Origin of the sequence: Limnobacter sp. SAORIC-690, assembly GCF_002954425.1 — a bacterium.
In the GTDB taxonomy this organism is placed as follows: Bacteria; Pseudomonadota; Gammaproteobacteria; order Burkholderiales; family Burkholderiaceae_B; genus Limnobacter; species Limnobacter profundi.
Window position 1 is genome coordinate 500,367 of sequence record NZ_MQVZ01000001.1, and the last position, 13,323, is coordinate 513,689.

Below are 13,323 nucleotides of genomic sequence, written 5' to 3' on the forward strand. Positions count from 1 at the left end.
CAGCGATTCTGACTCCGACAGCGATTCCGACTCCGACAGCGATTCTGACTCCGACAGCGATTCCGACTCCGATAGCGATTCTGACTCCGACAGCGATGCAGAAGGCGACACCTCTGGTCTGATCGGCGGTATCGAGTCACTGAACGATGGCTTGGAGCAAACTCCGCTTGCGCCAATCACTGCCGTGACAGGCGCGGTGGCTGATGGTCTTGCCACAGTATCGGATGGCATCGCGGGTGTGTCTGACCAAGACCCCACCGGCGTCGCCAACCTGCTGGCTGAAACAGTGGGCCAACCGCAAGAAGGCTACACCAATGAGCAAGAAGGCCTTGCCGGTACGGTAAGCAACCTTTCTCAAGGTTTGGCTGAAGGCGCAGAGCCAACACCACTGGATCCAGTTGTTGATCCCTTGGCGCAAACTTTGGGCTACAGCGAGAACGAGCCCGCCGCGCAGGAAGGTGTAATTTCGGCAGCAGCAGCCAACCCACGTGCTAGAAACAAAGGGGAAGTGGACGGCGTAGCCAAAGGCTTGACGAAAGCTGGCAACGTCCTCGCATCAGACGAGAGCCCATTGAGCCCATTGACTGCGGGCATCTTGGCTCCAGTCGTAGGCACCAAGGAAGACAACACCGGCTCACCCGGCGTACCTGGTACCTTGCAAGATGTGGCTGAAGGTCTGACTGACCTGACCAACCCGAACAGCGCATTCGCTCCGTTGGCACCACTGACAAGTGGCCTGGCCTTTGTAGTTGCAGGCGGTGAAGACCCAACGGGTGGACAGCTTCCTGAACAACTCACCGGTGGTCTGGCTGGTGGTGTGGCACTTCTTGGTGAACAAGTGGCAGACAACTCCGGCTCCGCTGGCCCAGGTGAACCACTGGTTGAAACTGTGGGTAACCTGCTCGGCGGCGAGCGCGCTGAAGATGACGGCGGCGAACCCGGTGAAGGTGAAGAACCCGGAGAAGGCGGTACAACTGGCACTCCACTGGACGTGATCCTTGATCCGATCGCTGAAGCAATTGGCGGCGGTGCTCCATCACTGCCGGGCTTGCCTGGCGGCGGTGAAGGTGGCATTCCAGAAACACCACTATCACCCCTGACAGACGCGTTGATGGAAAATGCGGACCCCGCCGTTTTTGCTGAGAACTTGGCAGGTGTGATCGAAGACATCGGCACCAACACACCTCTTGAGGCGGTGACTGAACCTTTGGTTGAAGCACTACGTTCCGGTGGTCTTCCAGACATGGGTGGTGGTGACGATGGTGAAGAGCCAGAAGAACCGAACCCAGCAGCTGGCCCGATCGAAAGCGCCGCTCGCCAGTTTGTGGACGCAGCGCCAATCGAGATGATCCCAACCATTGGCCAGCCAATTGAAGACGGTATCATCACTGGCGCCATGACACTGGACGGCCTGCTGGCCGGTGGTATCCCCGGTGCACCTGCAATCCCAGGTCTGCCTGGCGGTGACGAAGGTGAACCTGGCGAAGGCCCAACCGGAACACCTCTGGATGCAGTATTGGCTCCATTGGCCGACTTGGCTGGCGGCGGTTTGCCAGAAATCCCAGGTTTGCCTGGCGGTGACACCGGTGGCGAGACACCAGCACCTAATCCAGAAGCCGGTCCGATTGAAAGCGCAGCCCAGCAGTTCGTGGACGTTGCTCCAATCGAGATGATCCCAACCATTGGCCAGCCAATTGAAGACGGTATCATCACTGGCGCCATGACACTGGACGGCCTGCTGGCCGGTGGTATCCCCGGCGCACCAGCACTCCCAGGCTTGCCTGGCGGTGACGAAGGCGAACCAGGCGAAGGCCCAACAGGCACACCTCTGGATGCAGTATTGGCTCCATTGGCCGACTTGGCTGGCGGCGGTTTGCCAGAACTGCCAGGCCTGCCCGGCGGTGATACCGGTGGCGAGACACCAGCACCTAATCCAGAAGCCGGTCCGATTGAAAGCGCAGCCCAGCAGTTCGTGGACGTTGCTCCAATCGAAATGATCCCAACCATTGGCCAGCCAATTGAAGACGGCATCATCACTGGCGCCATGACACTGGACGGCCTGCTGGCCGGTGGTATCCCCGGTGCACCTGCAATCCCAGGTCTGCCTGGCGGTGACGAAGGCGAACCAGGCGAAGGCCCAACAGGCACACCTCTGGATGCAGTATTGGCTCCATTGGCCGACTTGGCTGGCGGCGGTTTGCCAGAAATCCCAGGTTTGCCTGGCGGTGACACCGGTGGCGAGACACCAGCACCTAATCCAGAAGCCGGTCCGATTGAAAGCGCAGCCCAGCAGTTCGTGGACGTTGCTCCAATCGAGATGATCCCAACCATTGGTCAGCCAATTGAAGATGGCATCATCACTGGTGCTGCTGCACTGGACGGCCTGCTGGCTGGCGGAATCCCGGGCGGTGACGCAGGTCTGCCTATCCCGACGGATCCGTCTGCACTGACAGATCTGTTGGGTGGCACAGGCTCTCCATTGGGCTCACTGCCCGGTGCAGACGATCTGCCAACCATCCCTGGTCTGCCCACTGCATAATCTGCAATGACCCAAGAAAAACCCCTCCTCGGAGGGGTTTTTTATTTGAATCCAAATCCCGGTTCAGTGCAGTAAAAATAATAACTTTACCGACAACCCAACGGACATCACCTTATGAGCACGGCACCTCAAATCGGCACCATTGCCTCAAAAACCGACAAGCTATTGGTTCAGCGCCAAGGCGAGCAACTCACCTTGCGTCAAGGCGATGCAATTTTGGCCGGCGATGTTTTACAGAACAAAGATCTGGTCGCCGTGGACATTGAACTACCAGGGCAGGCCGCCGGCCAAGCCGACTCACTGGTGACCTTGGCGCCGGAATCAGCTGCTCAAATCGCCACAAACTCAGCCGCCGAAGGCGGCATGATTGAAGTGACCTCCTTGACAGAAGGCGTTGAACTTTTTGCGGTGAGTGAAGGCACTGATGGTGCCATCTTGCTCGCTGATGCCGGCACAGGCTTTAGTGGACTGGTTGGTGCAGGTCTGCTTTCCGCCGGCACTGCCGGTGGGGCCAGCGGAATTGCCACTGCGATCGGTGGCGGCGTGGGTGTGGCTGCACTTGCCGCCTCATCTGGCGACGACACCAACGTAGAAGGTTCAGCCTTTACCGATGTACGCGTGGACAACGGCGATGAAACAACAGAACCTGTTGACGATCCCGAGAATCCCGACGAAAGCGAAAATCCCGAAGATCCGGAGAATCCGGAAGACCCTGAAGATCCAGTCGACAACCCGGAAGAACCCGAAGAACCAACAGATCCCGTAGACGAAGGAACCACTGGCACGCCACTGGATGCTGTACTCGACCCCTTGGCCGATGCACTCGGAGGCACCCCCTTGTCGGTGATTTCCGATCCCTTGTTTGATGCTTTGGGGTCCCTCCCAATCGGCTCAGCACCCAACCCTGCAGATTCATTGCCATTGGACGCCGTCACAGGCAACTTACCAATCTGAGTAAGAGTTTCTGAAATAAAAAAGGCCACCGAGGGTGGCCTTTTCTTATTCAATTCAAGCGAATCACCAATAACCTGTGCCACTCATTCGAATTTGTCGAAACGAATGTTCTCAGCCTTCACACCCAACTTCGAAAACTTGGCAATTGCTGCATCAATCATCGCGGGCGGCCCACACAAGTAGGCCTGAACCTGCGGCCAATCCAACTCTAGCTTGTCCAGCTCATCTGTCACGTAGCCACGCGCACCGTTCCAGCTTGAATTGGCGGGTTCCTCTGACAACACCTGCTTGAAGTTCAATGAGCCTCGCCAGCCTTGCTGAATTCGACCTATTTCCTCATCGGCATACAAGTCGCGCTGGGTACGGGCACCAAACAGATAAACTGCGTCTCGAGTTTCACCAGCCCACTTGGCCTGTTCCAGCAAACTCAAAATAGGCGCCATGCCACTGCCACCGGCAACACACACAATCGGCGCTGGCTTCTCACCCTCAGCTGGGCGCAAATAAAAATCACCAAACGGCCCGCTCATGCTCAGCCGGGTTTCTTGCCGGTTGGCAGCAAACAGCCATTCAGTGAACTTGCCGCCGGGCACCTTTCGAACATGGAAAACAAGTTCATCGGCTTCCTGGCCTTTGGGTGCCATCGCAAAACTGTAGTTGCGCGACAGGCTGAATTCTTCAAGTCGAATTTCAGCATATTGACCCGCCTTGAATGGCATGGGGTCATCCAGCGCAACACGCAATTCCACAATGTCGTGTGTCAAATCTTTTTGACCCACGATTGTTCCGCGGGTTTCCACCAAGCGGTCACCACCAGAGGTTAATTCCACTTCAATTTCAAGGTCGGTTTCCGGAATTGACTGACAGGCCAGAATCATCCCGGCTTTCAAGTCCTCGGCGCTCAGCACATAACTTGAATCAGTCAGTTCGCGCACTTTGCCGCTTTTCAGTTTGCACTTGCATTGGGTGCAACTGCCCACTCGGCAATTGTGCGGAAAACCCAAACCAGCGGACAAGGCCGAATTCAAAATGACTTTGCGGCCTTTTTCCACCTCAAAGCTTTGGCCCCCAGGCGCAACACTCACCTTGTGGGTCACTTTGCCTTTCTTGCCAGCCGCTGCGCCACCCTGCAATCCGAACCATTCAAGCAATTTCATGGTTATCTCCCTTTACGCAGCAGCGCGATCCAATTGTTGGCCGGTCTGCTGCCCCAACTGGGCAGATTTCAAACCTTTCATGCCGCTCTTCACGCTGGCCTCAATCGCCAGTTTTTTCTCTTCCGGCGTGGCAAAGGTTTCATCCCAATGGTTCAACAAAGGCGTCATCACCTTCTTGTAAAGCGGGGGCACCAGGGCCAGCAAAATAGTGCCCAAATAGCCAGTTGGCAGCATGGGTGCATGGCGATAGCTGCGCAAGTTCCAGTATTCCTGGTCGGCCTCGGCATGGTGGTGAGAATGACGGGTCAGCGCATACAGCAGGGCAGTGGACACTGACGCGTTGGTATTCCAGCTGTGGCGAGGTTCCACCTTGTCTTCCGGACGACGAACAATGCCGTAATGCTCCATGTAGTTCACGATTTCAAGCAAGGTTTTACCACCCGCACTCATGATCCAGAACATCACCACACCCGCCCAGCCACCAATGTAGAACGAAGCAGCAAACAAGCTCAAGCTCATCAAATTGCCACGCATCATGCGGCTGTGGATTGGGTTCCAAACTGACTGGTTGAACTTGGCCAAACGCTGCTTCTCCAGCTTCCAGGCCGACTTGTAACCACCAATGGTGCTTTTCAACACAAAGCCATACACATTCTCACCCCGTTGTGCAGTGGCAGGATCGGCTGGGGTACCCAGGTTTTTGTGATGGCCATACACATGCTCAATCGCAAAAGAAGCATCGCAAGTAAACGCCAGCATCCAGCGACCCAAAATCATGTCGCGCATGCTGTAGGTGCGGTGGGTCAGTTCATGGCCCACGTTGGTGCCACCAGCACCAAACAAAAACGCACCAGCCACAGCACCCACAAACCATTGGTACCAGGTGGTATCCGCTTGCAACTGAAGGCGGTCATAGCCAAATGTGTTCAACATAAAAGCATCAATGCCCAAAACATCCACAGGGGCCACCGCCCAGGTAAAGCAAAGTGTTACCCACATCAAAATGGGCAAAGTCAGCCACAGCATCAGGTTCAGAAAAAACTCGCCTTCCATGCGGGGCTCACTGCGATCATCAGGCAGCAAAACATCGCCCAATGCCACAACAAGCACCAAAGCAGCAATGCCGGTGTACATCCATGCCCCGCCCTGCATCATCGCGTGCATCACGCCAATCGCAATCAGCGGAAAAGTGGTGAATTTAAGGTAATGCAACATAGGTGGTCTCCCGTTGATGAATGCCCAATAATTGTTATTGGAAGGGCAAGGTCTATCCCGATGAAAATCATGTTAACAATTGTAAACATGCTCGTCAATACCCATCGCCCTAAATTTGGATAAAACTTCCAAATCAAGGATTCATAACAGATGTTCGGGTTTTCGCTATAATCGTTGGCTTATGACCACCAACGCATCAACCATCCACGGCCGCACCCGGCTTATTGAAGCTGCATTGAACCTGAGCTATCACCGGCGAAGTTTCTCCAGCCTCGGCATTCGCGAAATCACGCGCGAGGCGAAACTCTCTGCGCCTGCGTTTTACAGGCACTTTGAAGACCTGGCCGACCTTGGCACCGCAGTTATTCTCGAAGTAGAAAAAGCAGTGCTCGACGCCTTCACCGAGGTTCGAATCAGTACTGCCAAAGAGGCGGACCTCGACATTCGCCCCATGCTAGTCAAACGGTTTTTTGACTGGGCGGCCGAAAACCCAAAACCAGTCGTGGTGGGTGCCTCCGAGGCTTTCGGTGCCCTGGAACGCATGCGCGACGGTCTGAAAAAAACCATTCGGGCGATCAGTGAAGACATTTGCAGCGACAACCGCATTGCCGCCCTGCTGCCCGGTTTGCCCAAAGAAGAAATGATCGAGGTACTGGAAGTGCTTGCTCAAAATGTGCTCTTCATGGCAGTTGAGTACGTCGAGAAACCCGATCAGCGGCAGGCCATCTACGACAAAGCGCTTCGCATTGTGGCTGTAATTTTTGCAGGCGCGCACGCCACACATGCCATGAAACTGGAGCAGGAAAACAACCAAGCCCCATGATTGATAAATTGAACAACACTTCAATTTAACAAAAAAGCAACATTGTGTTTCCTGCCCTGTTTAAAGGATTAAACTGTCAACACACAAATTAACATTGTGGTAACAAAAATTCCGAAACAGGAGCCACACCCATGCGCATCGCCATTCTTGAAGACGACCTGACACAAAGCGAAATGCTGCGCTGGGTGCTTGAATCGGTTAACCACAAATGCCATTGCTTTGCCACATTCAAAAGCTTTCAAACCGCCCTATACCGCGACAGCTTTGATTTAGTACTGCTCGATTGGGTATTGCCCGACAGCTCTGGCCCCAAGGTGATGCACTGGATTCGTGAAACCCTGCACATCAAAGTGCCCGTGTTGTTCATCACTTCAAAAACCGACGAAGAAAACATTGTCGAAGCGCTGAATGCCGGTGCTGACGACTACATGATCAAGCCCATACGTCGTGGCGAACTGATCGCCCGTGTCAATGCACTGCTGCGTCGCGCGTATCCCGAATTAACAGCTCCGGAGGTGTTTGAAATCACCGACCTGGAATTTCACCCCAAGTTCTCCACCATCGTACGACACACCAAACGCGTGGTCATGACCCAGAAAGAATTCGACTTGGCCCTCTTGCTGTTCCGCAATCTGGGCAAGCCGCTGTCACGCTCGCATATTCAGGAAAGCGTGTGGGGACGCGACACCGATTTGCCCTCGCGAACCATGGACACCCACATCTCCCGCGTACGCTCCAAGCTGGCTTTGCGGCCAGAGCAAGGCTTCCGTTTAACCCCTGTGTATGGCTTTGGTTACAAACTGGAACAGGTGGACCATGAAGGCAAATCCACAGATCTGGCAAAAATCAAACGCCAACTCGCCGAGAACGATTGAGGGCGTATCCGCCATAGCGGGTTATAATGAAGGGTTTTCCGCCCAGTAGGTATTATGGAGCTTTTCGCAGTCGGCCTGAATTATCAATCCGCACCGCTCGCACTTCGCGAGCGTTTGGCGTTTCCGGCCGAGCAATTGCAAGAGGCCCTGCGTGCGCTGGCGCAGCGCGTACAAGCCCCTGAAGCAGCCATTCTCTCAACCTGCAACCGCACAGAAGTATATTGCGCAGCCAGCAATATTGAGCAGCTCAAAACCGACTTGCTTGAATGGCTGGCAGTCAACCGCAACATTCCAACCACCGAACTAGGCCCCCACCTGTACATTCTTCCCCAACAGGAAGTGGTACGCCATGCATTCCGCGTGGCCAGCGGGCTGGATTCCATGGTGCTGGGCGAAGCCCAAATTCTGGGCCAAATGAAGCAAGCCGCCCGCACCGCTGAAGAAGCAGGTACGCTGGGTCAAATGTTGCATCAGCTGTTTCAGCGCACCTTCTCGGTCGCCAAAGAAGTGCGCTCGCACACAGAAATCGGCGCCCACTCAGTTTCAATGGCGTCAGCCGCCGTGAAACTGGCCAGCCGAATTTTTGGAGACCTCAGCAAGCGCCATGTACTGTTCATTGGTGCCGGCGAAATGATTCAGCTGTGTGCTACCCATTTTGCGGCCCAGAATCCAAAAAGCATCACCATTGCCAACCGCAGCGCAGATCGCGCCAACCAATTGGCTCAAACCCATGGCGCCAGCGTCATCGGCCTGGCGCAGGTGCCCGAGCAACTCGCAAAATCCGACATTGTGATTTCATGCACGGCCAGTACACTGCCCATCATTGGTTTAGGCATGGTTGAAGCTGCCTGCAAGAAACGCAAGCACGAACCCATTTTCATGCTCGACCTTGCGGTACCCCGCGACATAGAAGCGCAAGTCAGCAAGCTCGACGACGTATTCCTGTATTCGGTTGATGACCTTAGCCAAATTGTGCAGGAAGGCCGTGAGCAACGCGCTGCCGCCGTGGAACAAGCCGAGGCCATTATTGAATCGCAAGTGCAAGGCTTCATGCGCTGGATGAGCGAACGTTCGCTGGTCCCCACCATTCAGGAAATTCACCAGAAAGCCGACGACATTGCCCAGCTTGAACTTGATCACGCCCGCAAGCAACTGGCCAAAGGCACACCCGCCGACGACGTACTACAGCTGATGGCCCACCGCATGAGCGCAAAATTCATGCACGGCCCCATGCAAGCGCTTCACCACGCAAGCCCGGCCGAACGGGAAGCCCTGTTAAAGTGGCTACCTCAGCTATTCAACATTAAAAACACCGACAAATAGATGAAAGACAGCATGCGGAACCGGCTAACGCGCCTTGCCGAGCGCCTTGCCGACCTTGAAGAATTCTTGTCGTCCCAAAACGCCGCCAACGACATGGCGCAGTTCAAGGCCATCACGCGTGAACGCTCTGAATTACTGCCCGCCACTGAACGCTTTGCTGAATATCAAAGCATTGAAGCCGACTTGAACACCGCGCGGGAATGGCTTTCCGACCCCGACATGCGCGACATGGCCCGCGAAGAAATTGCACAAAACGAAGCGAAACTTGCGCAACTCGAAGCCGACCTTCAACGCCTGCTGCTGCCCAAAGACCCCAATGATCACCGCAATGCCATGCTTGAAATTCGCGCTGGCACCGGCGGCGATGAATCTGCATTGTTCGCAGCCGACCTGTTTCGCATGTACACCCGCTACGCCGAACGCCAGGGTTGGCAAATCGAGGTCATGAGCGCCAGTGAATCGGAACTGGGTGGCTACAAAGAAGTGATCATTCGCCTTGCCGGTGACAATGTATACAAGCACCTGAAGTTTGAATCAGGAGGCCACCGTGTTCAGCGCGTGCCGGCTACCGAATCACAAGGACGTATTCACACCTCCGCCTGCACTGTGGCTGTAATGGCCGAACCCGACGAAGCTGAAGTCATTGAAATCAACCCCGCTGATTTGCGAATCGACACCTACCGCGCCAGTGGTGCGGGTGGCCAGCACATCAACAAAACCGATTCCGCTGTGCGAATTACCCACTTGCCCACAGGCCTGGTAGTGGAGTGCCAGGACGAACGCAGCCAGCACAAAAACAAAGCCAAGGCCATGAAGGTGTTGAATGTTCGCCTTCAGGACAAAATTGACCGCGAACGCCAAGCCGCTGAAGCCAGCGAACGCCGCAGCCTAGTGGGCTCCGGCGACCGGTCCGAGCGCATACGCACCTACAACTTCCCGCAAGGGCGGATGACCGACCACCGGATCAACTTGACCCTGTACAAACTCGACTACATCATGGACGGCGATTTAACCGACCTGATGAACGGCCTGACTGCATTTCACGAAGCTGAACTGCTGGCCGAAATCACCGCCAAAGAATGAGCACACTGCCCAAACCCACCATTGAATCGGTGTTGCAGCAAACACGCGAAGAAACCGGGCTTGCGCCCAGCGAGCTGCGTATCCTGATGACCCACATCACCGGGTTTGACCGGGTCAATCTGGTGACAAAGGGCAACCGGGAACTGCCCATGGACCAACTCAGCGCGTTCAAATCATTGGCCGCCAAAAGGCAGCAAGGCGAACCCATTGCTTATTTGGTACAACAAAAGGAATTCTATTCACGCCCGTTTTTTGTCGACTCCCGGGTGCTGATACCCCGCCCGGAAACCGAAGAACTGGTAGAACATGCCCTTGGTTTTTTGCAAAGCAAATCGACTGAAAACCTGCTGACCCGAGTGCTCGATATCGGTTGCGGCAGTGGTGCCATTGCGGTGTCACTGGCGCTTGAAAACCCGATACTTGAGGTAACCGCCAGCGATATTTCAGCTGACGCCCTGTGGGTTGCCCAATTCAACGCCAATGAGCTGGGCGCGAAAAATATCCGTTTCGTTCAATCTGATCTCTTCGAGAATTTGCTGAACCAAACACCGCCCTTGGCATTCGACCTCATTTGCAGCAACCCGCCCTACATTGAACTGGGGGACGAACATCTTTCACAAGGCGATCTGCGTTTCGAGCCCCAACAAGCCTTGACGGATGGCGGCGATGGCCTGCGCTTTTACCGTGAAATTGCCCAACACAGCCCAAGCCTGTTGCGCGCAGGTGGTGGCGTGCTGGTTGAACACGGCCACCTTCAACAGGAGGCCGTGAAAGCCCTGTTTTCAAAGGCGCCCTATGTGCATGTTCAAGGCCTGCCCGACCTGGCCGGTACCCCGCGCTTCGTGTTTGCCCACATCTAGGCATTGAAAACGAGCGTTTTATACCCACATCCATTACACTACAGGGTTGTAGCAATTCATCCAATTGAAAGGAAGTTTTTATGAGCGCTCGCGATTCCATTCACGAAACCGTCACCAGCCACCCCGTGGTTTTGTTCATGAAAGGAACAGCCCAGTTCCCCATGTGCGGGTTTTCTGGTCGCGCCATTCAAATCCTGAAAGCCTGCGAAGCTGAAAAAGTAGTCACAGTGAACGTACTGGACGACCCCGAAATTCGTCAAGGCATCAAAGAATACGCCAATTGGCCCACCATTCCACAACTCTATGTGAACGGCGAATTTTTGGGCGGCTGTGACATCATGACCGAGATGTACCAAAGTGGCGAATTGCAGGCACTGATTGCCGCCGCCAACGCGTCGACCAAGTCTGAGTAAATCATGAAACCGGCCGCACCAATCGCCGTGCGGCCACTTCCAGGCATCCCATCTTGAGCAGCACCCTCCCCCCCCAATTCAAACAGTCCATCACCGTCGCCATTACTGGTGCAAGCGGTGCTTTGTATGGTTTGAAAACTCTAGACTTGCTGCGTGCTCGCGGCGACACGGAAATTCACTTGGTGGTTTCTTCCTCAGGTTGGCTTACATTGGCCAGTGAAAGCGACCTGAGCAAGGAAGAAATTGAAGCGAAAGCCCATGTGGTCCACTCGCCCAAACAAGTGGGAAACTGCATCGCCAGTGGTTCTTATCCCTCCATGGGCATGGTCATTGCGCCCTGCTCCATGCACACCTTGGCTGCTGTGGCACATGGTTTGTCCAATAACCTGATCACACGCGCAGCCGATGTGGTGCTGAAAGAGCGACGCCGCCTGGTCTTGCTGCCCCGTGAAACTCCGCTTAATTTGGCTCATCTTCGCAACATGGTCAGTGTGACTGAAATGGGTGGCATTGTGATGCCACCAGTGCCTGCGCTATACCAGCGCCCTGCCAGCATCGATGCCATGGTCACCGACACCGCCCAGCACGCCCTGCAACTGCTGGGGCTGCCCAATGTGCAGCGCAGCGAATGGCAAGGGCTCAAAAGCAGCAGCTAAAGATTGTGCTTGCCCAGCGCTTTCTCAGGTAATCAATCAACGTCTCGGGCAGTCTTACCCACCTCATTGATCTAGGCTGGTACGTGAAAGCGCTGCTGCAAGTCCTCTTCTGCATCAAGCCCCAACTCTACCAACATGTTGCGCAATCGCTGCGCGGCCTTTGGGTTCGATCGCTGGTGCTTCTTCGCAATAATCAACTCATTTTTCATCGAGTGCTCCCAACCCACCAACTCGGTCACAGTCACCTGGTAACCATGCGCCTCCAGTTGCAGGCAACGCAACACATTCGTCAGCTGGCTACCAAATTCACGGGTATGAAGTGGATGGCGCCACATTTCCACCAAACTGCTTTTACCCAGCTGGCTGGCTTTGTTCTTGCGCAAGTGCGTAGCCACTTCAGCCTGACAACACGGCACCAAAGCCATGAACTTCGCCTGTTTTTTCAATCCAAATGAAATCGCATCGTCAGTGGCCGTGTTACACGCGTGCAGCGCAGTGACAATATCGACAGTTTCAGGCAAATCAGGGTGCTCCGTGGCCTGCGCCACCGGCAAATTAATAAACTGCATACCCGCTTCAAAACCAAGCTGTTTCGCCAGGGTATTCGACTTGTCCACCAACTCCTGTCGGGTTTCCACGCCGGCCACTACAGCCCCTTCAGGGTTTTGTTTCAAGTAGAGGTCGTACAAAATAAACCCGAGATACGACTTGCCTGCACCATGATCCACCAAGTACAAACCGCCGTCATTCGCTTTGCGCACCTCGTCAATCAACGGTTCAATAAATTGGGTCAAGTGGTACACCTGCTTCAACTTCCTTCGGCTGTCCTGGTTAATCCCACCTTCTCGCGTCACGATGTGCAACGCCTTCAACAATTCGATTGACTGACCTGGCTTTAGCTCAAGTGTATCTAGGGGGTTTCTTTTGGGTTTGGGCATCGCTGTGGGTTGCTGCGGTGAATACAATGCGCACAGTGTAAAGGGTTTAAGCTCAACCGGCTTGGGTTCCGCTCTCTCACAGCTTCTTAATGGCCCACTCGGCTTGGGCTCCGATCTCTGCGGCTTTGTTAATAGCTCAATCAGCTTGGGTTCCGATCTCTCGCAACCTCTTAATCGCCCAATTGGCTTGGGTTCCGATCTCTCGCCAGAAAACCTGTACTCCCCTTGCTGAGCCTCGCGATGCCTGAGAACGACCCTCCTAAACTGCGGGTCGGGTCCGTTCTCTGTCGCCCATGCCGGGCAACACCGGCCCTGCTCGGCACGCAAGGGCAGGTTTTCTTGAAGGCGAGGCGATCGAAACACCGCCGCCGATTGGGCGATGAAATCAGCCGTGAGTTGCGTGGTGAGGGAGATTCGCCAGTGCCGATTGACCATTGAACACCGCCGTGAGTCGCTCGGAGGTGGCGAAGCGCTGCACGGGAGTGCT

Annotated in this window: 11 protein-coding genes and 1 pseudogene; 9 read left to right on the forward strand and 3 right to left on the reverse strand. The window is 55.0% G+C overall.

Annotated features, from left to right (window positions below):
- Both BSZ31_RS16995 and BSZ31_RS02200 read left to right on the forward strand, forming a co-directional pair.
- A pseudogene (locus BSZ31_RS16995) lies at positions 1-2,539 on the forward strand (hypothetical protein); the annotation flags it as partial.
- A gap of 114 nt (positions 2,540-2,653) precedes the next feature.
- Positions 2,654-3,493, forward strand: a complete 840-nt coding sequence (locus BSZ31_RS02200; RefSeq protein ID WP_105027354.1) for a hypothetical protein — start codon at positions 2,654-2,656, stop codon at positions 3,491-3,493.
- Between the two features lie 83 nt (positions 3,494-3,576).
- Here BSZ31_RS02200 and BSZ31_RS02205 read toward each other — a convergent pair whose 3' ends face one another.
- Positions 3,577-4,650: a 2Fe-2S iron-sulfur cluster-binding protein gene (locus tag BSZ31_RS02205; protein WP_105027355.1), complete on the reverse strand. Its 1,074-nt coding sequence runs from the start codon at positions 4,648-4,650 to the stop codon at positions 3,577-3,579.
- A gap of 12 nt (positions 4,651-4,662) precedes the next feature.
- Positions 4,663-5,865 carry an alkane 1-monooxygenase gene (locus tag BSZ31_RS02210; RefSeq protein ID WP_105027356.1) on the reverse strand — a complete coding sequence of 401 codons (1,203 nt, stop codon included), beginning with the start codon at positions 5,863-5,865 and terminating at the stop codon, positions 4,663-4,665.
- Between the two features lie 181 nt (positions 5,866-6,046).
- Between BSZ31_RS02210 and BSZ31_RS02215 the strand changes: the two genes are divergently transcribed.
- The 7 genes from BSZ31_RS02215 to BSZ31_RS02245 all read left to right on the forward strand — a co-directional run bounded on the left by BSZ31_RS02215 (position 6,047) and on the right by BSZ31_RS02245 (position 11,898).
- Positions 6,047-6,688: a TetR/AcrR family transcriptional regulator gene (locus BSZ31_RS02215; protein ID WP_105027357.1), complete on the forward strand. Its 642-nt coding sequence runs from the start codon at positions 6,047-6,049 to the stop codon at positions 6,686-6,688.
- 131 nt (positions 6,689-6,819) lie between these two features.
- Positions 6,820-7,563: a response regulator transcription factor gene (locus tag BSZ31_RS02220; RefSeq protein ID WP_105027358.1), complete on the forward strand. Its 744-nt coding sequence runs from the start codon at positions 6,820-6,822 to the stop codon at positions 7,561-7,563.
- A gap of 54 nt (positions 7,564-7,617) precedes the next feature.
- On the forward strand, positions 7,618-8,886 hold the full coding sequence (gene hemA, locus BSZ31_RS02225) for a glutamyl-tRNA reductase (protein WP_105027359.1): 1,269 nt from the start codon (positions 7,618-7,620) through the stop codon (positions 8,884-8,886).
- Positions 8,887-9,969, forward strand: a complete 1,083-nt coding sequence (gene prfA, locus BSZ31_RS02230; RefSeq protein WP_105027360.1) for a peptide chain release factor 1 — start codon at positions 8,887-8,889, stop codon at positions 9,967-9,969. It abuts the gene before it with no gap.
- Complete coding sequence (gene prmC / locus BSZ31_RS02235; RefSeq protein ID WP_105027361.1) at positions 9,966-10,829, forward strand: peptide chain release factor N(5)-glutamine methyltransferase; 864 nt, start codon at positions 9,966-9,968, stop codon at positions 10,827-10,829. The genes prfA and prmC overlap by 4 nt, the downstream gene beginning before the upstream one ends.
- A gap of 80 nt (positions 10,830-10,909) precedes the next feature.
- Positions 10,910-11,242, forward strand: a complete 333-nt coding sequence (grxD, locus tag BSZ31_RS02240) for a Grx4 family monothiol glutaredoxin (protein ID WP_105027362.1) — start codon at positions 10,910-10,912, stop codon at positions 11,240-11,242.
- A 53-nt stretch (positions 11,243-11,295) separates the two neighbouring features.
- A complete protein-coding gene (locus BSZ31_RS02245) occupies positions 11,296-11,898 on the forward strand; it encodes a UbiX family flavin prenyltransferase (RefSeq protein WP_105027363.1) in 603 nt (200 codons plus the stop codon).
- A 71-nt stretch (positions 11,899-11,969) separates the two neighbouring features.
- Here BSZ31_RS02245 and BSZ31_RS02250 read toward each other — a convergent pair whose 3' ends face one another.
- Entirely contained in the window at positions 11,970-12,836 is an 867-nt protein-coding gene (locus BSZ31_RS02250; RefSeq protein ID WP_105027364.1) for an SAM-dependent methyltransferase, read from the reverse strand.
- Positions 12,837-13,323: the final 487 nt, after the last annotated feature.

Coding starts and splice junctions, on each gene's coding strand:
- BSZ31_RS02210 (WP_105027356.1), bottom strand. CDS start 5,865: ATGTTGCATTACCTTAAATTCACCACTTTTCCGCTGATTGCGATTGGC.
- BSZ31_RS02205 (WP_105027355.1), bottom strand. CDS start 4,650: ATGAAATTGCTTGAATGGTTCGGATTGCAGGGTGGCGCAGCGGCTGGC.
- BSZ31_RS02220 (WP_105027358.1), top strand. CDS start 6,820: ATGCGCATCGCCATTCTTGAAGACGACCTGACACAAAGCGAAATGCTG.
- grxD (WP_105027362.1), top strand. CDS start 10,910: ATGAGCGCTCGCGATTCCATTCACGAAACCGTCACCAGCCACCCCGTG.
- BSZ31_RS02215 (WP_105027357.1), top strand. CDS start 6,047: ATGACCACCAACGCATCAACCATCCACGGCCGCACCCGGCTTATTGAA.
- prmC (WP_105027361.1), top strand. CDS start 9,966: ATGAGCACACTGCCCAAACCCACCATTGAATCGGTGTTGCAGCAAACA.
- hemA (WP_105027359.1), top strand. CDS start 7,618: ATGGAGCTTTTCGCAGTCGGCCTGAATTATCAATCCGCACCGCTCGCA.
- BSZ31_RS02250 (WP_105027364.1), bottom strand. CDS start 12,836: ATGCCCAAACCCAAAAGAAACCCCCTAGATACACTTGAGCTAAAGCCA.
- BSZ31_RS02200 (WP_105027354.1), top strand. CDS start 2,654: ATGAGCACGGCACCTCAAATCGGCACCATTGCCTCAAAAACCGACAAG.
- prfA (WP_105027360.1), top strand. CDS start 8,887: ATGAAAGACAGCATGCGGAACCGGCTAACGCGCCTTGCCGAGCGCCTT.